Genomic DNA, 20,933 nt, shown 5'->3' with positions numbered 1-20,933 from the left:
ACCAACCCTAAAAATAATATAATGTATAGGATATCACTCTCAGAGGTACTAAAAACAAATTAAAGAACTAGGCCCATTTATCTAAGTATATTATTTGAGCCTAGCGCCGAGTTCAAAAACAAAAATAGCACAAAGTAAAATTATGCATTAATTCATTTTTCCAAATGAATCACTAATTAAGGTCATAACATCTTTTCCATACTTGTAGAAGACTTCTGTGGCACCATCAACAAGAGCACTTGACTCCTTTTCCTGTTGGATCTGTTCCTGTGTTACTCCCATTGAGACAATAAAATTGTCTACTTCACTATTACCTTCACGCAAACCAATTTTTTCAAGTGTATTGTTGTCATTTATAATTGTTTGAGCAGAACGTTTCAAGTCATTCAATTCAGTCTTAATCGAATCAATAACTAATAGCACTTTATCAAAATCTGCTTTATTGAGTTTTGAAAGAACTGTTGAGTTATTCGCCGCCATTACTAAGCAGTTATAAACATCTTTATCCAATGCTTTTCTATATTCAGAAACTTTTTTTAAATTATTCTCTCTCCGCTCGCTTGGTTCTTTAGATGGAATAATCATAGGTTGAAGTAAAAAAGGCAATGAGGGTGAGCATATATTCACAGCTTGAAATGAAAATGTTCTAACAGCTTCATGCATAAAATTAGAATTTAATAAGCTAATTTTTTCTTTTAACGTTTTCATCTCGAACTCTTTTTTTGCAATAGACTCCTGTAGGGCAGCGTTTTGATACAACGGTATTACCGTATAAAATAAAGTGAATACTGTAATAAATAAAATTGCTATTTGAGCGATATAGCTAAACCTAACCAGCCATAAATCAAATTTAGTATTTACGTTCATCTCCCACCTACACTTTTCATTGCTTTTTAAGTTTGTTTATAAAATCAACCGCTATAGTTTGCGACTCTTTATTCTTAGCATAAATATAATTTGAAATACTTCTCTCTCCTTCATGTGAGTTCATAACATCAGCCATATCATTGCTCTGCTCATAATCCTGTAGCTTCATCTCAGAACTTGACACACGATTATAGAAGCCATCCGGATATACATTTAAAATTGATTTGTTCTCATTGAGTTTCTGGCGTACCTTTTTATTAATATCATTTCTAAGTGAATCAGGAATATTCTTCGCGCTCGATATTAAATTAGCATTTTCATCAAGAGCTTTATTTATTGCATCATACGGTGTTATGTATAATTTTCTATAGTCTTTATATACTAGGTTATTATCATATGTTGTATTGTTAGCTAACCATGCCGCATGCGATACATAATTACTTGCAACAAGGGCGGATAGATTTTCCCAATAGAGATCCTCAAGATTTTGAGCATTCATCTCTAACGTGTCTTTTGTAATTAATTTATGTTTAGTGAGATTGTTTTCAGCTTGGTTCAACTTTTCTGTTATAGATGTTAGTTGGGATTCCGCCTTAAAATATTGATCATTTAGTTTTGAAATATTGGATTCTAATTTCAATTGTTTATCTAGATTATTTGAAAGATGAATTTCGGATTCGCGCAACTTATTCCTAAGCGAATTAAGCTCAATTTCTTTTTTTGCAATATCTTCCGACAGCAGCTCTTTTTGGTAAATAGGTCTAACTGTATAAAAATAACCAAAAATTGCAAATGCAACTAGTACGAACTGTGAAATGTGACTTACACGACTCAAGAATATATCTATTTTCCCAGACATAACTTACCTCTCCCCCATAGCCTCTATTAGTATAATTATTCTCATCGCAAAAGTATCTACAAAATTTCATTTACATACTCAACTTTAGCACTATGTATTTGACGCATAAATTCATGTTTTGACCAAAATCGCACTACACCGCACCCGCCTGCGGTTTTCATATCACTAAAATTTTTCAGTTGGGATTTTTTACAAACGATACCGCCAGCCCGCGCCCGTGCTGGGGATGCACGGCGAGGCAGGAACTGAAAAGAATGAAAAGAATTTCAGCTTTTTTCAGTTTTACTGTCCGTAGTATCTATGACCTGAATACGCAACCCTATGATATTAAATAGATAATTAATTTTAGGTGTGTGATTTTATGAAGGTTTGTGAAACATGAAAAACATAACAATCTGAAAAATAATAATTTTATGTCCTTATAAACTGAAATCCTGTGTTCAGATTTCGGGAACGGTTCAGCCATTCCCGACGCATACTTTACCCATTATTTTGCGCAGCCAGCAGCAACTTTAAAGCCTTTTCCCGCTCCTCGGGTGGAATGGCATCAATTAGCTCTTTAACCCTTCCCTGCCCGTTCAGCGCGCTTGGACTAACGGAATGGGAGAAAGCAACATTCATTACAAACGAGTGACCGCACTCCACATTAGAGCAATAGCAGTACACATCGTACAGTTGTGGGTGTTTCCTGTTTGTTTTACCTATCCGCGCTACTGCCTGACATGTGGGGCAGTACATTCTCATCATCTTCATCGTTCTGTGCCCTATACTGTTGCCCGCCAGAAGAAGGGATTTGGATCCCTACCTCTTGTTCTGAACGTGTAACACTGGTAACACGTGTAACGTTATTGATTTAAAAGGATTTAATCTGTTACCAGTTAGCATAATCAAGAGGTAACGCGTGGTAACACACCATTTTTTGTTACCAGTGTTACCAGTCAGTATTTTCGACTGGTAACACTGAAGAACCGCATCAGTAGCGGGCGTTACCTCTGTTACCAGTGTTACCTCATAAAAATAAGACTCACGCGATAATTACTCAGGTTCGGCGCTTCCCAGTACCTGTGTATTGAACTGGTACACACGTTTAAGCCCTATTTCTGGCAGGCGAATGCTGTTTTGCGTCCGGCCATCTTCACCGGGTTTCAGCCAGCCCGCGGCCACACACAACCTGGCCACCTTACGCGAGTCAAATCCCTTACAGATCTCCTTCCAGCCTGACGGGAGAACGTAGAACGTCACAACCGGCTCGGTCACGTTGTCTCCTTTATCGACTTTTCTGAATCCCATCATTGAAACAGGCCGGTTCCTGTCGTCATTCCAGTCAGCAAACCGACTGAACTGATTACGCGTCATGAAGTCCCGCACCTGTTCAAGTGCAGCTTTATCTTCCTGATTAGCTGTATGGCCCCGGTCAGCCATCCATGCAGCCAGGCAACGTTGAGCGGCACGAAAAGCTTCTCCTTCCGGCCATCCTGTGATGCCCGCTTTTGTGGCCAGTTCCCCGGCCATCGCAACCAGAGCAAAACGGGTAACAGCCCGGCCAACCTGATTCCCGGCATTTTCCGGCGTCAGCCTTCGGGTGTACTCTTTCAATAAGGCTTTCGCCTGACTGGTCAGTTCCGGCAGATCAGCGGTCAGGCAATGCAGCCAGTCGCGGAATGGTGCACCATGATAATGCGCTACGTGCTGCTCAAGATGCTCAGCCAGGGTTTTCCCGCTACTGAAACCATGAAGTTCTTCAAACACGCCATATTTGCCTGAATCACTTGGGATCTGGATCATTCTGACCTCAACCCCGGCATACGTACGTTCCCCGGCGCTTGCCGCATGTTCCACCAGTGACAGTTCCCCGGTGGACAGAAACAACAGATTCCAGCGGTTGGTTTCCCTTACCGAACCATCTGTTCTGGCTCTGGCTTTGCCCTGCCCGTTAGCCAGCATATAAGCGATATTCCCCGCCTCCCTGCCGTCAACCTCCCTGATTTCATCGAGCATCAGCGTGGCATCATTGCGGCGGCTCGCCGTTCCTTCTAAGGCATTCCCCGTCGCCCGCCACGTATGCCAGAAATCTGTTCCACCACATACTGATGCAGCCACTTTCATTGTCGTGGTTTTACCATCCGTTGATTCCCCTTTGAGGTGATAACCTCCACCGCCGATACCAACCAGTTTCAGAAGGGGGGCAGCAAATGCCAGACTCACCGCAAAGGCCAGACGGGCATTCTTTATGCAGTAACGGCTTATATTTTCACGCCAGTCCTCTGATGTACCGCTAACACGAAAATCACGCCCCTGCACACTTGACGTTTGTAAGATGACTGACTGGGCTTCACGCCCTATCACTTCATCCTGGAGAACGTAAACCCCGCCGTGCCAGCCCGTTTTATTCACACAGGTTACTTTTCTGTCCGGTTTACACAGCGAGATATATTCCATCAGGAATGCTCTGGCCATACCGTTAATGTTGATGTAAGAAAGCCCGTTAACCAGCAGAACGCGGCGCAGCTCTTCCCCGCTGCCACCCAGCATCTCCATCGGCATAGCCCATTTACGGCTGTTTCCGTTGGTATCTTCCCATTCCAGCAAACGCCCGTAATTACTTCCATCAGCATCACTGGTGATTGCCGTCACCCGTAACGGACTGCAAATTTTGATATTACGTATCTCCGTATCACCATCAGATTTATTAACCAGCTTGTCGTACCACAAGTATTCTTTTGTCAGCCGGAATCCTTCAGGTAAACGGCTCTGCCCTTTGCCATGCAACGTCATTTCTTCCCGAAAGGCATCTCTCGCCCGTTCTTTCCCCGCTTCCTGCCGATAATCATCCCAGTCAGCCTTATGGCGTACCGGAGGGAGAGTTACCCAGCCATCCACCGCTTTGGCGGCTTTCTCTGCCTGAATACGCCCGGTGTTTTCTTTCCCGTCAGCCAGATCATTATCTCCGGCCAGAATGATCCGGGTTTCCGGCCAGCGTTTTCGGATCTGCTCCGTCACCTTCAGTAAATTGGTGGCAGCGACAGCCGCCACGATCCATCCTTCAGTCAGCAGACTGACGGTAAGCGCCGTGGCAAAACCCTCAGTGATAATCACCTGTTCAGGTGTTTCAGCGGGTATATCGGTCAGGGCAATGAATGCGCCAGACAGCTGGCTACCTGGCAGCAGACTTTTATCCCCGTCAGGATTGATAAGCTGACCACCAGTAATATTCCCGGAGATATCCGTCAACGGCAGCAGTAATGAACCGGAGGAAAATGTTATTCCGGCCAGATTCAAAGGCTGTGACAGCAAGGGAAGTGAATACCCGTGTAAGCCCTTGTTTGTCAGATAGACCGGCTCACCATTGCAGGACTGCTGTCTGAGTCGGGTATATCGCTCCGCACCCGCTTCTTTTCCTGCGGCCTTTTTCCTGGCTGGCAAAGCGGGCTTCTCCTGTATTTCGGGTAATGCAAGCGCCTCAGATACCATCCCGGCGGCTTCTTTTATCTTTCTTCCTGTCACCAGACGAACCAGATCAAGACCATCGCCATGACCGCACTGATTACAAAACCACGTCCCACGCCCCGCTTTATCGTCCAGTCGAAAGCGATCTTTACCACCACAGGCAGGGCAAGCCCCATGATGTCCTGCGGACGGTACTTTGATACCTAATGCTGACAGGATATAAGGCCAGCGCCCAATCGCAGCCCCGGAAATCGTGGATACAGACTGTGTTTTCACAGCAGCACCTCCTGACCTTCCGGCTTCACAAATTCAAAACTTTCGGGTAGTTCGCCATCAGGTGCACCGAAAATAATATCCCGGTAAACCTCACGCATCTCTGTGACACCAAAAACTGACAGGCGAATATTTTCTGACATAAAGCCTAGTTTAAGCATTTTTTCTAGTTTCTCTGCGGCCAGTATGCAACCAGCATCAGCCCCAAACTCATTCACCCACGGCATTTCAATATGGTAAATAATATTGCTCACCACTTTTTCGTGGGTGAGTTCTATTCGTTCGCCATCTTCAATATAAACAGGTTCATTATGAACACGCGCCATTAAGGAAATGAATGCATCAGCAATGTAGTACCGTAAGACCGCTGTTCGTAAAGCATGCGCCTTTAATTTTTGATTATTATTCATCGCGTATCACTCCCTTAATTGTGCTGGTTTCCTTAACAACGCCATCCAGTTGTTCGGCAATACAGGCCACTAAAGCCGCAGCGCCTTCCGCTGAAACCGTTCTCGCTCCATTCACTGTGGGAACGGACAGGACCTCTGCAAGAAACTCACTGGCCAGTGCCGCCCGTAACAGACGACTCTCACCCAGTTCGCTCAATATGCAGCCTTGCTTAAAATTCATGGATTTCATGCAACCACCTCCCCGGCACTTTTCACAGGGATACGGGCAGCAAAGCTCAGGATAAATTCAGTGGCAAGTTTAAGGCGTGCAGCATGCTCGCAGTCTGCGATTACACGCACAGGACGTGGACGGGCATCACGGTCTGTACGGCGAACAGCCAGAAAGACAAAGGTAAATTCAGGGTGAGATAAAGCAGGGACTGTAGCCATAATGGCAACCTCCTTCAGATAGCGGGTAACGCTACCACCGGAGTTCCTACGCTCATGGGTGGTAGCCCAGACGGGGGTAGGAATACCGGCTCTGAAGGATACCGGCCAGCCCGAAAGCTGCCCCGCCTGGACTACCATAATACTGATGATGTGGCGTAAAAAATAAAAAAATACAATCAGCCACCACACCATAAATTTTAGGTGAGTCAAAGCTGCGATACAAAAAAACACGCCTGGCGCGTGTAGTATCGCCTTCAGATAACACGGGTTCCTACGCCCGGTTGCCGATTTTGCGGCAACCTTTAAACTATATCCCGTGCATTCCTGGTGAGGCAAGAAATTTATAACCGAAAACTGATCATTGCCTGGATTAATTAACGCTGGCATGCTTAAGCCTCTGCTTAAAAATAGTTCTTCATTTTTCCTGATGCTGTAAACGAGACCCGCCTCTGAGCGGGTCTTTCTGTCGCTAAGTCAATCCGCAAACGTCAGGGCGCTCTCATCGACAGCCGCGTACAGTTCTGGTTCACCGAGTGCATAGCCTTCATTGCGCAGGTAGGAATGTACGTATTCACTGTTTTCATCATCAAACTCAGCACGAAACCAGCGTGTTATCGCCTGGGTGTAAATATGCAGATTATCCAGCGTCGTTACTGCCAGACGCTTACCCGGCATAAACGGGGGAATAAACGCAAAGCGGCCAGCAACAGAACTTGTAGCCATCTGTGCAGCATTCACATCAGCCGGGCGGTCTGCGGCATTAAATAACTTCAGGCGTTGATGTGCTGCCAGCTCTGCCCCAACCAGTACAACCAGACGAGGATCTTCACGAAACGGCTCAGCAATAAGCTCAGTAATCAGATGGTTGGCCAGAGAATCAATATTTTTCCAGGTGCCAGTCTCTCCCAGCGTGACAGGCTCAGAGATGATTTGCTTCCCGTTCCCGTAGGCTTTCGCCAGTGCATGCCAGCCAATATTGACATCCTCGCCTTTTTTATTGATTTCCGGGTTTGTAGTATTTGCAATCGACACACCATTGAAACCGACCCGCAGCATGTCCAGCGCATATGCCTGGGCAAAAAAGCTCTCAACCGTTTTCTCAAACTCATCCGGCACGCCGGTATGGTAAATATGAGACATATCGGAATAGCTGATCCGGGCGCAGGTATCCGTCTCTGTCAGAAAGAACTCCGTACCATTGACTGCCATTTTTTTGTGGAAACGGCCACCATCCACACGTCCGGTATGCAGTTCACTGGCACCAATATTGACGGCATTACCTGACACGGCGTTAACATCACGTAGCGTGATATTTTTAATAAGCCACCCGGATTCCAGAATTGAGGTACGCAGTATATTTTCAGTGGGTTCGCTTAATGCAAAGCGTCTTTTTGATTCCTCCTGATAGTTAGTGCCAGTAACGAATTTATTATGATAACGACGTGCTGCGTCCGGCCTTTCAGTTTTGAAGGCATACATAGTTTTTTACCTTTTTTAGTATTTAAGAAAAGATTTTATTTTTGTACTCAGTAACCCGATTGTATTTCATTACATGCTCAACATAATCCCGGTCACTTACGACTGAACGTAATACATAATTATCTGCTCGATAGTACTCCCTGTAAGCCATAGCTCTTGTCATTCTACCGTTATTTAATACATAACGATCAGTTGGAACGCTACAACGGCTAATAATTTCACTCACAGAATCAGACAAAGATTTGAGTGCATCTGTAATAAATTTAATATCACGGACAACGTCACCGTCATTAAACACAGAAATAAAATCAGCAGGGTTCTGGCCGGATTGAGGAAATATGTTCAGTAAACGCTTCTCAACTCCCTTACCAATGTAGTTAACTTCATCGGCCAGTACGCCCGGTAAAAGCTTGATTGTGCTCAGTCGGCTATGTTGCTCATTCAGCCGGGAAACAGCCAGATGGTAACATCGTTCAGCATCCGCTCGTTCAGCATGCCCCGTTTTATTCGTTTTGGCTTCAGCAATGCTACTGACGCCGTTTTTTGAGAATGTGCTTTTCCATGCAACTTCCGCGTTTGTCACTTCACGCTGCCTGAAAGATAACTCTTCCTCTTCCTGACGACACAACTGGGCATAACGGCTCAGGAGCAGGTTGATCTCATTCGCCACAGCTTCCGTATCAGGTACTGTTAACCCCGTAAGTGAATACAGCTTTTCACCTTTAGCGCGCAGCTTATTCAGTGAATATATTTCAATAATACGCACAATACAGGCCGTGTCGCTATGAGACTCTTTAAATGGACTTACTTTGTAACTGTCTAACACCGACACATGTTCGTTCTTAATTGATGCCAATTTTTTCTTAAAAACATTGTCAACCATATAATTGCCACCTCAATTTAGGAGTTTAACTTTCTATTGAGAATATTCTTCTCTATCCATTCATTAACTTCATGCTCCACCCATGCAACAGAACGAGAACCGATAGAAACTTGGTTCGGAAATTCATCATTCTTTATCTTTAGATAAATTGTCGACTTGGGTAAGCCAGTCAAATTAATCACTTCTGATATTCTCAGAAGTCTATAGCTTTTTTGGGGTGCGTTTTCCCGAGGCAATAAGCTCATGGCTATGTCCTTCACATTAGATATTTATACTAAGACTTAATTAGTCTCTATTGGGTGTATATATACTTGCACAGAAGAATTAATACGTAAAGAATGACACTTTCAAACTTATTCAAATAATTTGAATGGTGAATAATAGTGAATGTTAGGGAATATTACTGAGTGACAACCTTTGCCAGTGCTTGTTAATCGCTGATAACAATGAAATTTGATGAACAAAGTATGTAACAATTTGTAAATCAACAGGCTGGGCTGGGCTGGGCTGGGCTGGGCTGGGCTGGGCTGGGCTGGGCTGGGGAAAATACACCCAGTACATAAAAAGCACTATTTTTTCTTATGTGTATAACTAAGTGTATAGAAATTTAATTCAAGTATTTTTATTTTCATAAAAATCAATTTATTAATTCATCAATCACATTCCTGCAGGGCACTCTGAACGCTCATATCCTCTGCTAAAAACCCTTTATCTTGTGACCCAAAACGGCAGGAAAAGGTCTCTTCAGCTCAGCCCTGAGCCAGGCGATAAAACGGAACATTTCTCACTGTTGCAGTGAGATTATCAGACACCATTGTCTGACCCGTCGCTACCCGCATCCCTGATTTTCGCAGCCTCAGTACGTCAGCCGCTATACGCTGGCTGCCAAACCAGAAAAGCCCGTCCAACGCCGTGACATCCAGCCCTGATTCGAGCGCCATCTTCAGGCGTTCCCGTGGAGATTTCACCGCTTTTGCGATCTGCTGGTAAGGGGCTTCGGTCAACCCTTCTGGATCTATGCGCCGGATACGATGCGACAGCCGGTACTGAAATTCATCCGGTATACCGTCAAGGCTCGCTTTCAGGGTATATACACACCCAAAGCGTTTACCATTGAAGATGACGTTTTTCTGGCTAAGCTGTAGCGCGTCACGCACGCTGGCAATCAATTGCGGGGTGCGAAGTAATAACAACCGAAAAGGCAGCTCAAAGCTGGTCACATAGTCCACGTTCAGTAAGGCAATACGCAAACGCTCTTCCGGGCCGGCCTTCATTTCCCGACATTCCGCAATGACGTCAGCCCATTGGCCGGTAAGACGAGAACTTTCAGCAGCCTCTGTAAAGCTGTACTTTTCAGCCTGATAATCAATACGTCCGGTCACACGGCATTCCCTTCTGGCCACATTCGGTATTTGCTGCTCACTTTACCAGCGACAGACGACTATCGAAAGCCCGGCAACATAACGAATATTGACTCAACTCATATACTTAATTGTTATCACACTGCTAATCTCACGGAATTCATTGGCTGGCGGACAGGGTCACCGTGTTAGAAATCTTTTCTTAACCCACTGAAAAATATCTAACAAATATTTTTCTCATATAAAAACGATGGTTCGTTCAATACGGATCCGAATTTATTTGGGTTAAAAAAGGTACGGTATGAAAGTCACATGGACTGTCACTCCTGCCGGGTACCAGCGAATTACCAAACGCTGTCCCGCATGCAATATAAAACGCGAGTTTGCACCTTCCGGTGCCTTCAGGGTTAATTCACAAAAAAAAGTGCTCGATATCTGGAGCATTTATAAATGCACGCATTGTGAATATACGTGGAATATCTCGCTGTTCTCACGGTTTCACATCAGCAAAATTAATCGAGAGCTGTACCATCGGTTTATCACGAACGATGCCAGTACGGCTCACTATTATTCTCATGATAAAGCCACTCTGAGCCGAAACAACGCTGAGCTTGCGGGTAAGCCTGATTTTCGTGTTCAGGAGCAATGGCAGGCCAGCATCAACATTGATCAGCACTTCGCCGTCAGCATCAGGCTTACCTGTGCTTTTCAGATCAGTGCGCTATCGATATTAAAGCGCCAGCTTTTACTCAGCACGGCGGAGATTAAGAAACTGATAGATGAAGGTCATATTCGTGGTATCACCATGAAAGAACTCAAATCCCGAACGTTACGGACAGCAAATGTCGATTTTCACTTGTCTGCGATAACGTTGTATGCCCGGCGAAGGGTGGTTTTGGCGCTACGTTAATAGAATAAGGCTCATCCTGAGGTAATGAGCCCTCCCGATCCGACACCTTTGCCGGATCGGGATAGCGGTTTTATGTCAGACAACAAAACGATTAACCAGATCCCTCATGGTTACGGAGAGATTATCCAACCGCTGGCTGTCATTCGCGGCCTGAGAAACCAACGCCGCGTTTTGCTGCGTGACCTGCTCCATGGGTCTCAACGCCTGGTTTATCTGGGAAACACCCAGCGATTGTTCCGTCGCCACCCGGGCGATATCGCCGATATATTGCTTCATACTGGTGGTATTATCCGCCGCCGCTTTTAGCGCGGTAGCTGACGCTGTAACCCGCTCAACGCCCTCGCTGATTTTTACCATATTCTGCACCACCAGCTCACGGATCTGATTCGCTTCTTTAGCACAGCGCTGTGAAAGATTGCGTACTTCACTGGCGACTACCGCAAATCCCCTGCCCATCTCTCCGGCGCGTGCCGCTTCAACAGCCGCATTCAGCGCTAGCAAATTCGTCTGAAAGGAAATATCATCAATTGAAGTAACGATATTTGAGATTTTCTCACTGGAGGAGCGAATCTCTCCCATGCTCTGGTTTGCCGCGCTGGCGACGTTACTTGCCTGGCGAACCTCTTTTTCCAATCTTATTGTCAGGAGCTCCGCTTCGCGGGCATTGTCCGCCGTTTGCGTAATCGTCGTTGAGAGCTGTTCCATACTGGCCACGGCTTCTACAATCGATGCGGCCTGTTCATCGGTGCGCTGGGCCAGATCCTGATTTCCCGCCGTGATACTGCTGCTGGCATCGTACAGCACCAGAGAGCCTTGTTTTATCTCCTGTACGATGTGCTGAATATTTTCCAGCATCGTGTTATAGGCGCGATTGAGTGAAGAAAGCTCGTCTTTCCCTGGCGTCGCCAGACGTTGAGTCAGATCGCCGTTCATACCCGCAATCTTGCTTAGCGTGTCGCTGAACTGACGGTGCATATTGAGTGCGATGGCCCCGGCGAACGCCAATGATGCCAGTAGCGCCAGCAGGCTCACGGCCATATATATCTGCCAGTTTTTACGTGCATCCTGTGCGAGTTTTATGGCACTCTCCCATAGAAGATTCGCCGCCACATTTTCTATCTGTCGCATCACTTCAATACGCTGGGTTTGTACCTTAAACCAGACAGTAGGATCGACGTCAAATCCACCGTTCGCCGCATGGCTAAACGCGGCTTCGCGTAATGAAAGCGCTTGTGTAGCTTCGGTGGATTGTAAGCGACTTTTCAGCATGGAGGCCTGTTCAGGTGAACTCAGGCGCAATGATTGTGCCAGCCAGACATTCTGTTTACTGACCACATCGCTAAGCTGATGTAATTGTCCGTCGGCGAAATGACCAGAGGAAAAGATATTTGACAGCAGCGCTCGCTCAATGCCCGCTTGCTCCTTCAAATTCAGCAAGTTGTAGTAGGCTGCAAATGAATTCGCCATCTCGCCGGAATCCGTCAACGTCCCCAACCGGCCAACAAAATGCAGTACATCAGCAATAACACTAGTATAAAACTCAACCACCTCGGAGGCTGGCAGACCCAATAGCGTCACCTTTTCCCGAATTGTCGCCAGCGACAGAATATTTTTCTTAAACGCGGCGACAGAGGTGGTCACATCCCCTGCCTGTAAGGCAGTATCGGACAGCGAACGCACAAATATCTCGATCTCGCGATCGGTTAACGCCCGTTGCGCGTTTAGTTCATCTTTGAACGTCTTCCCTTCGGCCCCAAGAAACCCGACACTCATTCCACGCTCTTTTTGCAGTTCATGCACCACATTTCCGGCACTGCGTGCGAGGGCTGTCAGTTGGGCAATATTCTCCATCTGTCGTTCTGTTTCGATGCGCGTCCATATTCCTGAACCAGCAAACCAACATAACGCCAATAATAGTGGTTGTAGCGCGATTATTAACTTCATTTTCATCGGCATTCGATAAACCCACCACATGCCACTTACCTCCCTTATCCATATTTTCGCCATGGTTATCGGCGTGACATAGCTGCACTTTACATCTTTTCAACAGACACATGGCTATTTATTTGGTTTAATATTAATCAATATACCTCTATATAATTAGAACAAACAGGATAAACATCCATTTATATGGCATTGCCGAATCTATATTTTATTATTTGATAATATATAGCATGTTATTTCTAATTCTAACGAGAGGCATTATTAACCCGATACCAAACGGGAATAAGACACAGGATCGCTCCCACCGCGGGTGTCGCCCAAAGAGCTACCTGCAGAGCGCGCGCCTCATCTGGCTTCCCACCGAACGTTAAGGTTATAATCCCTACAACGATTTTATTGGATTAGAAGCGACGATGACAAAACTTACCCTACAAGAACAGATGCTTAAGGCAGGTCTGGTCAGCAGTAAAAAAATGGCAAAAGTGCAGAGAACGGCGAAAAAATCGCGCGTTCAGGCTCGTGAAGCCAGAGAGGCGGTGGAAGAGAATAAAAAAGCACAGGTCGAACGTGATAAGCTGCTCAGCGAGCAGCAAAAGCAGGCTGCGCTGTCTAAAGAGTATAAAGCACAGATCAAGCAACTTATTGAAATGAACAAAATCACCATTACTCGTGGCGATATTGGTTACAACTTCACTGATAATAATCTGATCAAAAAAGTCTATGTTGATAAAGTGACCCAGTCACAGTTGATCAAGGGCCGCCTGGCCATTGCGCGTCTGACGGCTGAAAGCAGTAGCGATAGCGAATATGCCATCATTCCGGCTGTCGTCGCCGATAAAATTGCCCAGCGCGATGCAAACTATATTGTATTAAATTGCGAGCTGAGCCAGGAAGCGAAGGACGAAGACGATCCGTATGCTGATTTTGTCATCCCTGATGATTTAATGTGGTAAGAAAACAAACAGATAATTCAAACTTCCGTCGCGTATTTCGGTGAACGCCAACGTTACCACCGAAATACCGTTGACGTCACCTCTGCCCAATCCTGTCAGCTAAAACTTATAATGTTCTTTGCTCAGCCCGTATTTTCTCATGCGTAAATACAGTTTTTTACGCGGGATTTGTAAATACTCCGCCACTTCATTAATGCGCCCCTGATGAATATTTAACGCCTCGGTAATAATCTGCCGTTCGTACTCCTCCACCCGGCGATCGAGCGGCGTCGGTTCAGGCATATGCAGCTGCGGATTTGCGGTTTCAGCCAGCGGAAGTAGCCCAACGGCAAAAAGCTCAGCGGCGTTCGCCAGTTCCCGAACATTACTTAGCCACACGCGGCGCCGCATGCCTTTCAGGAGTTCCCCTTCAACGTCAGGTACAGGATGATTCAGGCGCAGACAGGCTTTTTGCAGATAATGGCGAAACAGTGGCTCAATATCATCGGGACGCTGCGACAACGACTGACAAGCGATTTGCGTCATCGCGAAACAGTAATAGAGTTCGGCCACAATTTGGTTAGTTGCCGCCAGTTCCACCAGCGATGTGGCGCCAATACCGATCAAGCGAAACGGACGCCTCTCCTGGCTTTGCAGGTGCACCAGTTGGTGCTGCTGTTCGCGCGTCAGGCATTCAATATGGCTCAGGACCAGCGTACCGCCTTGCGCCTGGGCAATAAGATCATTGAGTTGTCCCGCATTCGCGGGCGTCAGCTCACCGCGGATAAACGGTCCCTCGGTGCTGCGCCCAAGCTGATGCAAATAACGGGCTCCCGTCATACGCCCCGTTCCCGCCTCGCCATAAAACCAGACGGCGATATCCGTTTCCGCCAGTTGCTGCAGACGCTGACGGTACTGATTGACCCAGTCACTGTAACCGATCAGCTCAACCTGCAGCTTTTGCTGACAATAGTGGCGACGCGCAATCACAGATTTTCGCTGACGCAACGCATCTTCTACCAACAACAGTAGTTTGCCGGGGTCGACCGGTTTTTGCAGAAAATTCCATGCCCCTTTCTTCACCGCTTCCACGGCCATCGGGACGTCGCCATGCCCGGTGATCAACAGGATCGGCAGCTGATTATCATCCTGATGAAACAATGTCATTAGATCGATTCCATTGCAGCCAGGCATACACACGTCGCTCAGGACAATCCCCGGCCAGTCGGCCTGGAGCCAATTTCGGGCGTCAAAAGGGTTACTGCATGCGTATACACGATAACCCTCTTGTTCAAGCAACAGCGTGTAAGCGTCGAGAACATCAGCATCGTCATCAATCAGCAAAACAGCATATTCATCACACAACATCGTTTACATCCGTCAGATTAAATTCCAGCACGACGCAGGCATTCCGCCCCGGCGTCGAGGCCAGGCGCAGCTCGCCGTTCATTTGCGTCATTAACGATACACAAATCGATAAACCAATTCCGAGACCCACATCCTTACTGGTGGTAAACGGCTTTAATAGTGATGGCAACAACGCGCCTGGCCAGCCGGGGCCGTTATCACAGACTAAGACGCACAATCGGCGGCCCTCGGTCTGCCAGTGAACCTCTATTCCCGCGGCAGCCGGACAGGCATCCAGCGCATTTGCCAGTATGTTTACCAGTACCTGCTGAATACGCACTTCATCACCTGCCACCCACACGCTGTGAGCAGGAAGCGTCAGCGTGCCCTGCTGCTTATGGCGCATAGCCAGCAGTTCCCAGGCAGCCGCAAACGTTTGTCGCAGATCAACCGGATGTAAAGGCGCGCCCGGCTCAGCCCGACGCGCAAACTGACGTAGCGAACGGATAATGGCATCGATGCGGGTAATCAACCCCTCTGCTTTGGTTAAAGTGCTTCTGGCCTGAGCGGGTTGTCCCAGCTCAATTGCCCTTCCAGCCGTAAACAGGTACATCGACAGCGCATTCAGCGGTTGATTAATTTCGTGTGCCAGAGTGGTCATAGTCTGGCCGACGACCGCCAGTTTAGCCGTCTGGATCAGCTCATCCTGCGTCGCCCGGAGATCGGACTCAATCTCCTTACGCTCCGCCACTTCCTGCTCCAGCTGATTTTTTTGCGCATTCAACTGGCCCAGGGTATGGCGCAGCAAGCCCGCGATACGCCCCAATTCATCGCGCCCGTAAACCGGGATAGTGGCATCCGTTCGGCCAAGACCAATTTGCACCACGGCCTGGTTGAGCGCGGTAAAACGCTTCACCAGCCGGGAACGAATGAAATAATGGTTAAGTCCCCAGGCGAGAAGGAGCGCCAGCAGCGTCGCCAACAGAATAAGTCCGCCACTGACGCGAACAATTTGTTCCAGCCGCTGGTTAAACATCTGCATTTGCTGATGGCTACTTCCCAATTGCGCTTCAAGCAGTGTTCGAAAGCGCCCGAGCGTTGCCTCTCTGGCATGGTTGGCATCAATGAGCGCCTTTTGCGCAGCGACATAATCGCGCATCGTATCGGGCATTTTATTTTTCATCATCCCGATTTCCAGCAGTTCATCAATGGTTTGCCGCAGGGTGATTGTACTGGGCCAGTCATCGAGGGTACGGATGTTTTCATCGGCGGTTTTCTTCAGATTCTCCAGGTAGCGGATATGGTTCTCCACCAGCATCCCGTCGTCGCTGCCCGACTTCAGTTCATTAAGCCGGTCGCGTAAATCATCCACGATCTGGTTTTCAATTCTTGCCAGGGTGTACACCTGCTGCTGCTCGTTTTGCACCTCTCGCGCACGTTTGAGATACAGCGCCGCATCGCCACTTTTTGCCTCGATTTGATCCAACAACGTCCCCTGCTGCCAGGTGAAATCCTGCACCAGTGAATTCAGCTCGGTGTTAAAATCATCATGTAGCCAGTCGATGCGTGCGGAGAGTTCACTCACTTTTTCACGCACGAGGAACATGTTGTAGAGCACCCGGTCCAGTTCCGCCATCAGCGCCCGGCTGTCCTGCAAAATCACCGCCAGCTGCTGTTGTTCTGCGGGTTGTAGCCCCCGGCTCAGTGCCTCAATTTTATCCAGATGCGAGATTATCTGATTGCGCAGTTGCAGCCTCACCGTCGTATTGGGGGCCAGCAGGAATTCATTAAGCTGATCCACAACCAGGTTAAGATTGCCTTCAATCAAAAAAGCGGAATGCACGCGCGGGAAGTAATCATCAAGCGAATAGCGTATTTGCGAGCTCTGCTCGTGCCATGAGTACAAACTGACGCAGCTCACGCTCAACGTCAGTAGTGCGCCCGTCAGAAAGGCTCCCCGCAGGCTGCTGCTGATGTTGAGCTGCCGCAGGCGTTGCAGTATCGATCCACCTTTCATTTTAACTCTTCCAGTTTTGCTATCGCCTGACGTTGATTTTTAAGAAACCACAGCTGCCACTCCATCATCTGCTGTTCGGCAAAGCTTTTGTTATCGAATTGAGCAAGCCAGGCCTCATCTTCACTACGCCTGGCATCTATCGGGACGCTGGTCAGTAAGGCTCTGATTTCGGGTAACGGGCGTTTCAGGCGCGCTTCCGCACTGTAAAGCGCCCGCCAGGCATCTTTCAGCTGTGCGAGACGAAAACTGATGGCGGTATCAAACATTCGCTGCACCAGCCGCTGCCGCTTAAGGATCAGCCGATAATTAAGCGCAGGCTGGTTCATCAACATCGCCTGTTGAGCGGCCCGTGGGTTATCTGGCGCGAGCTGGGTAACCGGATATTTTCCCGTATTCGCATCCGCAAGGATCCGCTGTCCTTCCGGACTTAATAAGTAGCGGATAAAACGACGCGCTTCACTGGCGTGCTGGCTGTTCTTGAGCACGGCGACATAGGTTGGCGACACTGCCGAGCGTGGAAAATAGCTAAAAACCAGATGCGGATCGTTGAGCAACAGGTTGGCATAGTTATCAATGACCGGCCCGGCAACGCCAAGACCGCTCTTAATTTTGTCGGCTACGCCAAAACTGCGTGATGAAATCGTCACCAGATTACCGGCGCTCGCTAACAGCGTCGCCCAGCCCTCTTCCCACCCTTTTTGCTGCAACAGCGACTCAACCATCAAATGGTTGGTATCGGAACGAGACGGGCTACTCATCAACAACGCATTCTGATATTTAGGCTGCGTTAAATCCGCCCAGTCAGCAGGAGGAGAAAGGTGTCGCGCCGCCAGCGCAGAACGGTTAATTAGCAGGCCAAAACCGGATATCGCCACGGCCACGGAGGTAGAACGAATAGACTCAGGCACCAGCCTCTGGCTTTCCGGCAACGCATTATCAAAGAGCGCCAGCTTCTGATGCTCCTGAAGATGCTGTAACAGCATGGGCGATGAGGTCAAAATGAGATCAACGTTTTCCGCATTCGCGGTATCAAGCAGTTGTTCCAGCGAGCTGCTGGTCCGGTTTAACGTGCGAATCATCACCGACCCCGGCTCCGTCTGCCAGCGCTGGATAATCCAGGCCGTGGCGCCGGATGAGAAGGTTGTTGCCATCACCAGCTCTTTACCCAAAGCCTGGCAGCTCGCCGACAGCGACATGAAACAGAGCGAGATTGCCCAAAAACGCCGCCAACAGTAAAGTCTGTTTGTGATCCCGTTCATAAATACCAACATATGCAAAAAATAATATTGAGACAAAACTTACCCGTTTATCCCTACAGGAGAGAAGAATAAGGTTTTTCGCAATAATAACCATACGAAAAGTGACTACATCAGCTAAGAATACCCGAAAACACAGTCTGAATTTGTTAATATCCGCACATGCCAGCAATAAAACTTCGCGCAAAAGAACAGAAATAAAATGCCATTATTTAAAAAGAGTCAAAATCTGCCGCACCATCTATAAAATGAGTCAATAGTGACCCATTTCATCGACTTGAGTTTCTCTCCTGCCTATTTCACTCTTCACCACGAAAACTCCTGATATTCACATCAATATAAATTTAGGTGATGATATGTTATCAATATTTAAGGCAGGGCCAGCGGCAAATAAAGTCCCGGCAGAGAAAGTCCAGGAAACTTATGGCCGCTACCGCATTCAGGCATTACTCAGCGTATTCCTGGGCTATCTTGCGTACTATATTGTGCGCAATAACTTCACGCTCTCAACTCCATATCTGAAAGAGCATCTGGATCTCAGCGCCACGCAGATCGGTTTACTCAGCAGTTGTATGCTTATCGCCTATGGCATCAGTAAAGGCATTATGAGCAGCCTGGCAGACAAAGCCAGCCCCAAAGTATTTATGGCATGCGGTTTGATTCTGTGCGCCATCGTCAACGTAGGTTTAGGGTTCAGTACCGGATTCTGGATTTTTGCCGCGCTGGTTGTCTTCAACGGCTTGTTCCAGGGGATGGGCGTCGGCCCTTCATTTATTACTATCGCTAACTGGTTCCCGCGTAAAGAACGTGGACGCGTTGGCGCGTTCTGGAATATCTCACATAATGTCGGTGGTGGTATTGTTGCCCCGATCGTTGGTGCCGCCTTTGCCATTTTGGGAAGTGAACACTGGCAAAGCGCCAGCTATATTGTTCCGGCCGGCGTTGCCGTACTGTTTGCAGTTATCGTGCTGATGCTGGGGAAAGGCTCACCACGCCAGGAAGGTTTACCGGCTCTGGAACAAATGATGCCGGAAGAGAAAGTTGTATTAAATGCCCGACACGCTGTCCAGGCGCCAGAAAATATGAGCGCCTTCCAGATTTTCTGCACCTATGTCCTGCGTAATAAAAATGCCTGGTATGTTTCACTGGTAGATGTCTTTGTCTATATGGTGCGTTTTGGCATGATTAGCTGGTTGCCAATTTATCTGTTAACCGAAAAACATTTCTCGAAAGAGGAAATGAGCGTCGCGTTTTTGTTTTTCGAATGGGCGGCAATTCCTTCCACATTACTGGCGGGTTGGCTTACCGATAAACTGTTTAAAGGCCGCCGCATGCCATTGGCAATGATTTGTATGGCGCTGATTTTCGTCTGTCTGATCGGCTACTGGAAAAGCGAATCGCTGTTGATGGTGACTATTTTTGCCGCCATCGTTGGCTGCCTGATTTATGTTCCTCAGTTCCTGGCCTCCGTTCAGACCATGGAAATCGTACCCAGCTTCGCAGTGGGTTCCGCAGTAGGATTACGCGGATTTATGAGCTACATTTTTGGCGCATCATTGGGTACCAGCCTGTTTGGCGTAATGGTCGACAAAATGGGATGGCATGGCGGTTTCTATCTGCTGATGGGGGGAATTGTCTGTTGCATCCTGTTCTGCTACCTCTCTCATCGCGGGGCGCTGGAACTTGAGCAACAGCGGAAAAATGCTCAGCAAGAAGAAGCATCACTCCAGTTGGCTGACGCCCGTTAATCGATTCCAGTCTCGCAAAAAGTGCCAGCACCGCTGGCACTTCCCTACGCTCAGCTAAATAAATCTCTAACCGTGATAATTCATTTCCAATCGTAACGTGCCAGGTTATTGCCTACCGTCCCCCACCATAAAGCGAATGATCAAACCGCATGTCGGGGCAAGAAAAAGGAATAATCCGGTTACCATTTCGTTACCATTAGTCAACCGCATAGTGAAAACGTAAATTAAAGCCGTGAGTATGCCCATGCCGATAAAAGCGCTTATTGACGCCGCCGCGCCCATTACCTGCCAGATGTAGCAACTGACGCTCAGAATGCTCAATGCGAGAAAGATCCAAAAATAGAGCATTGCGATACCTCCTGTTTGCCGTAAAACTTTACGTAAGTCCTTACACTCCCTTGATTTTATATTCTAAGACAATTCCCATTAGTTCGCAATTTAAGCAACATTTACGTTACAAAAATCACTCATCTGCTTACTATTTAGATATTCACCTGGATTTTATTTATTCATCATAAAAACAATGGATTATATATAGGCTTTTTTTGTTCTTAATCGCCCCAAAAATATTTACGAAACTTGAGTAATTATTTCTGGCTGACATTAATCTTCGGGTGTACATTGTGCGTCCGATCATTCATGCCCCTCGTGGTTTTGTCCTGACTCAGTTTTACACTCTTTGCAGGAACCAATGTCGTTTATGGCGGCCTAACGATCTGTGCAGAGTGTAACGCGCCAGACCCAGCGTCTTCGCGATACATCTATTTCGTA

Annotated in this window: 20 protein-coding genes; 4 read left to right on the top strand and 16 right to left on the bottom strand. The window is 47.4% G+C overall.

Translation table 11 applies throughout. The annotated features are described in order from the left end of the window. Positions 1-147 precede the first annotated feature (147 nt). The 11 genes from FDX11_RS25265 to FDX11_RS12525 form a co-directional block, all read right to left on the bottom strand. Positions 148-867: a hypothetical protein gene (locus FDX11_RS25265; RefSeq protein ID WP_212734565.1), complete on the bottom strand. Its 720-nt coding sequence runs from the start codon at positions 865-867 to the stop codon at positions 148-150. Positions 868-883: 16 nt separating this feature from the next. After that, a complete protein-coding gene (locus tag FDX11_RS12580) occupies positions 884-1,726 on the bottom strand; it encodes a hypothetical protein (RefSeq protein WP_137398009.1) in 843 nt (280 codons plus the stop codon). A 480-nt stretch (positions 1,727-2,206) separates the two neighbouring features. Then, positions 2,207-2,479 carry an ogr/Delta-like zinc finger family protein gene (locus FDX11_RS12570; RefSeq protein ID WP_137398008.1) on the bottom strand — a complete coding sequence of 91 codons (273 nt, stop codon included), beginning with the start codon at positions 2,477-2,479 and terminating at the stop codon, positions 2,207-2,209. A gap of 282 nt (positions 2,480-2,761) precedes the next feature. Further along, complete coding sequence (locus tag FDX11_RS12565; protein ID WP_137398007.1) at positions 2,762-5,449, bottom strand: DUF927 domain-containing protein; 2,688 nt, start codon at positions 5,447-5,449, stop codon at positions 2,762-2,764. Beyond that, a complete protein-coding gene (locus FDX11_RS12560; RefSeq protein ID WP_137398006.1) occupies positions 5,446-5,856 on the bottom strand; it encodes a hypothetical protein in 411 nt (136 codons plus the stop codon). The genes FDX11_RS12565 and FDX11_RS12560 overlap by 4 nt, the downstream gene beginning before the upstream one ends. After that, the gene (locus tag FDX11_RS12555; RefSeq protein ID WP_137398005.1) at positions 5,849-6,085 is read right to left on the bottom strand and encodes a hypothetical protein; all 237 of its coding nucleotides are present in this window, start codon (positions 6,083-6,085) and stop codon (positions 5,849-5,851) included. Before FDX11_RS12555 ends, FDX11_RS12560 begins: the two co-directional genes overlap by 8 nt. Further along, positions 6,082-6,672 carry a host cell division inhibitor Icd-like protein gene (locus tag FDX11_RS12550; RefSeq protein ID WP_137398004.1) on the bottom strand — a complete coding sequence of 197 codons (591 nt, stop codon included), beginning with the start codon at positions 6,670-6,672 and terminating at the stop codon, positions 6,082-6,084. The genes FDX11_RS12555 and FDX11_RS12550 overlap by 4 nt, the downstream gene beginning before the upstream one ends. Positions 6,673-6,759: 87 nt before the next feature. Beyond that, positions 6,760-7,764, bottom strand: coding sequence for a P2 family phage major capsid protein (locus tag FDX11_RS12545; protein WP_137398003.1), 1,005 nt, complete (start codon positions 7,762-7,764; stop codon positions 6,760-6,762). A 22-nt stretch (positions 7,765-7,786) separates the two neighbouring features. Continuing rightward, the gene (locus tag FDX11_RS12540; protein WP_137398002.1) at positions 7,787-8,647 is read right to left on the bottom strand and encodes a hypothetical protein; all 861 of its coding nucleotides are present in this window, start codon (positions 8,645-8,647) and stop codon (positions 7,787-7,789) included. A gap of 17 nt (positions 8,648-8,664) precedes the next feature. Beyond that, positions 8,665-8,892: an AlpA family transcriptional regulator gene (locus FDX11_RS12535; RefSeq protein WP_000055090.1), complete on the bottom strand. Its 228-nt coding sequence runs from the start codon at positions 8,890-8,892 to the stop codon at positions 8,665-8,667. Positions 8,893-9,396: 504 nt separating this feature from the next. Continuing rightward, a complete protein-coding gene (locus FDX11_RS12525; RefSeq protein ID WP_061382131.1) occupies positions 9,397-10,029 on the bottom strand; it encodes a hypothetical protein in 633 nt (210 codons plus the stop codon). A 280-nt stretch (positions 10,030-10,309) separates the two neighbouring features. On the opposite strand from FDX11_RS12525, the gene FDX11_RS12520 reads away from it, so the two are divergent. Next, positions 10,310-10,918, top strand: coding sequence for a DUF1062 domain-containing protein (locus tag FDX11_RS12520; protein WP_137398001.1), 609 nt, complete (start codon positions 10,310-10,312; stop codon positions 10,916-10,918). A gap of 75 nt (positions 10,919-10,993) precedes the next feature. Here the strand turns inward: FDX11_RS12520 and FDX11_RS12515 are convergent, their stop codons facing one another. Then, entirely contained in the window at positions 10,994-12,892 is a 1,899-nt protein-coding gene (locus FDX11_RS12515) for a methyl-accepting chemotaxis protein (RefSeq protein ID WP_137366406.1), read from the bottom strand. Positions 12,893-13,275: 383 nt separating this feature from the next. On the opposite strand from FDX11_RS12515, the gene FDX11_RS12510 reads away from it, so the two are divergent. After that, positions 13,276-13,815 (top strand): DUF2058 domain-containing protein, encoded by a 540-nt coding sequence (locus tag FDX11_RS12510; protein WP_079223254.1) that lies wholly within the window; start codon positions 13,276-13,278, stop codon positions 13,813-13,815. Between the two features lie 99 nt (positions 13,816-13,914). On the opposite strand, the gene pgtA is transcribed toward FDX11_RS12510, so the two are convergent. The 3 genes from pgtA to pgtC are packed head-to-tail and all read right to left on the bottom strand — an operon-like array spanning position 13,915 to position 18,309. Further along, positions 13,915-15,162: a two-component system response regulator PgtA gene (pgtA, locus tag FDX11_RS12505; protein WP_137398000.1), complete on the bottom strand. Its 1,248-nt coding sequence runs from the start codon at positions 15,160-15,162 to the stop codon at positions 13,915-13,917. Continuing rightward, positions 15,152-17,143 (bottom strand): two-component system sensor histidine kinase PgtB, encoded by a 1,992-nt coding sequence (pgtB, locus tag FDX11_RS12500; protein ID WP_170975610.1) that lies wholly within the window; start codon positions 17,141-17,143, stop codon positions 15,152-15,154. The genes pgtA and pgtB overlap by 11 nt, the downstream gene beginning before the upstream one ends. An 11-nt stretch (positions 17,144-17,154) precedes the next feature. Continuing rightward, entirely contained in the window at positions 17,155-18,309 is a 1,155-nt protein-coding gene (pgtC, locus tag FDX11_RS12495) for a phosphoglycerate transport regulator PgtC (RefSeq protein WP_249360737.1), read from the bottom strand. On the opposite strand from pgtC, the gene FDX11_RS25475 reads away from it, so the two are divergent. Together FDX11_RS25475 and pgtP are read left to right on the top strand one after the other, a co-directional pair. Beyond that, the gene (locus FDX11_RS25475; RefSeq protein ID WP_249360738.1) at positions 18,227-18,394 is read left to right on the top strand and encodes a hypothetical protein; all 168 of its coding nucleotides are present in this window, start codon (positions 18,227-18,229) and stop codon (positions 18,392-18,394) included. The genes pgtC and FDX11_RS25475 overlap by 83 nt on opposite strands. 376 nt (positions 18,395-18,770) lie before the next feature. After that, entirely contained in the window at positions 18,771-20,162 is a 1,392-nt protein-coding gene (pgtP, locus tag FDX11_RS12490; RefSeq protein ID WP_061382146.1) for a phosphoglycerate transporter PgtP, read from the top strand. Between the two features lie 105 nt (positions 20,163-20,267). On the opposite strand, the gene FDX11_RS12485 is transcribed toward pgtP, so the two are convergent. After that, the gene (locus FDX11_RS12485) at positions 20,268-20,510 is read right to left on the bottom strand and encodes a DUF2545 family protein (protein ID WP_042306990.1); all 243 of its coding nucleotides are present in this window, start codon (positions 20,508-20,510) and stop codon (positions 20,268-20,270) included. Positions 20,511-20,933: the final 423 nt, after the last annotated feature.

It is taken from the genome of Citrobacter sp. wls714, from assembly GCF_005281025.1.
In the GTDB taxonomy this organism is placed as follows: domain Bacteria; phylum Pseudomonadota; class Gammaproteobacteria; order Enterobacterales; family Enterobacteriaceae; genus Citrobacter; species Citrobacter werkmanii.
Note: the sequence above shows the minus strand (reverse complement) of the source record. Positions and strands in the feature narration are given on the sequence as shown.

Bases quoted from the DNA above. Each gene is read 5' to 3' on its own strand.
- FDX11_RS25265 (WP_212734565.1), bottom strand. From the start codon at position 867: ATGAACGTAAATACTAAATTTGATTTATGGCTGGTTAGGTTTAGCTAT.
- FDX11_RS12580 (WP_137398009.1), bottom strand. From the start codon at position 1,726: ATGTCTGGGAAAATAGATATATTCTTGAGTCGTGTAAGTCACATTTCA.
- FDX11_RS12570 (WP_137398008.1), bottom strand. From the start codon at position 2,479: ATGAAGATGATGAGAATGTACTGCCCCACATGTCAGGCAGTAGCGCGG.
- FDX11_RS12560 (WP_137398006.1), bottom strand. From the start codon at position 5,856: ATGAATAATAATCAAAAATTAAAGGCGCATGCTTTACGAACAGCGGTC.
- FDX11_RS12555 (WP_137398005.1), bottom strand. From the start codon at position 6,085: ATGAAATCCATGAATTTTAAGCAAGGCTGCATATTGAGCGAACTGGGT.
- FDX11_RS12550 (WP_137398004.1), bottom strand. From the start codon at position 6,672: ATGCCAGCGTTAATTAATCCAGGCAATGATCAGTTTTCGGTTATAAAT.
- FDX11_RS12545 (WP_137398003.1), bottom strand. From the start codon at position 7,764: ATGTATGCCTTCAAAACTGAAAGGCCGGACGCAGCACGTCGTTATCAT.
- FDX11_RS12540 (WP_137398002.1), bottom strand. From the start codon at position 8,647: ATGGTTGACAATGTTTTTAAGAAAAAATTGGCATCAATTAAGAACGAA.
- FDX11_RS12535 (WP_000055090.1), bottom strand. From the start codon at position 8,892: ATGAGCTTATTGCCTCGGGAAAACGCACCCCAAAAAAGCTATAGACTT.
- FDX11_RS12520 (WP_137398001.1), top strand. From the start codon at position 10,310: ATGAAAGTCACATGGACTGTCACTCCTGCCGGGTACCAGCGAATTACC.
- FDX11_RS12515 (WP_137366406.1), bottom strand. From the start codon at position 12,892: ATGTGGTGGGTTTATCGAATGCCGATGAAAATGAAGTTAATAATCGCG.
- FDX11_RS12510 (WP_079223254.1), top strand. From the start codon at position 13,276: ATGACAAAACTTACCCTACAAGAACAGATGCTTAAGGCAGGTCTGGTC.
- pgtA (WP_137398000.1), bottom strand. From the start codon at position 15,162: ATGTTGTGTGATGAATATGCTGTTTTGCTGATTGATGACGATGCTGAT.
- pgtC (WP_249360737.1), bottom strand. From the start codon at position 18,309: ATGGCAACAACCTTCTCATCCGGCGCCACGGCCTGGATTATCCAGCGC.
- pgtP (WP_061382146.1), top strand. From the start codon at position 18,771: ATGTTATCAATATTTAAGGCAGGGCCAGCGGCAAATAAAGTCCCGGCA.
- FDX11_RS12485 (WP_042306990.1), bottom strand. From the start codon at position 20,510: ATGCTCTATTTTTGGATCTTTCTCGCATTGAGCATTCTGAGCGTCAGT.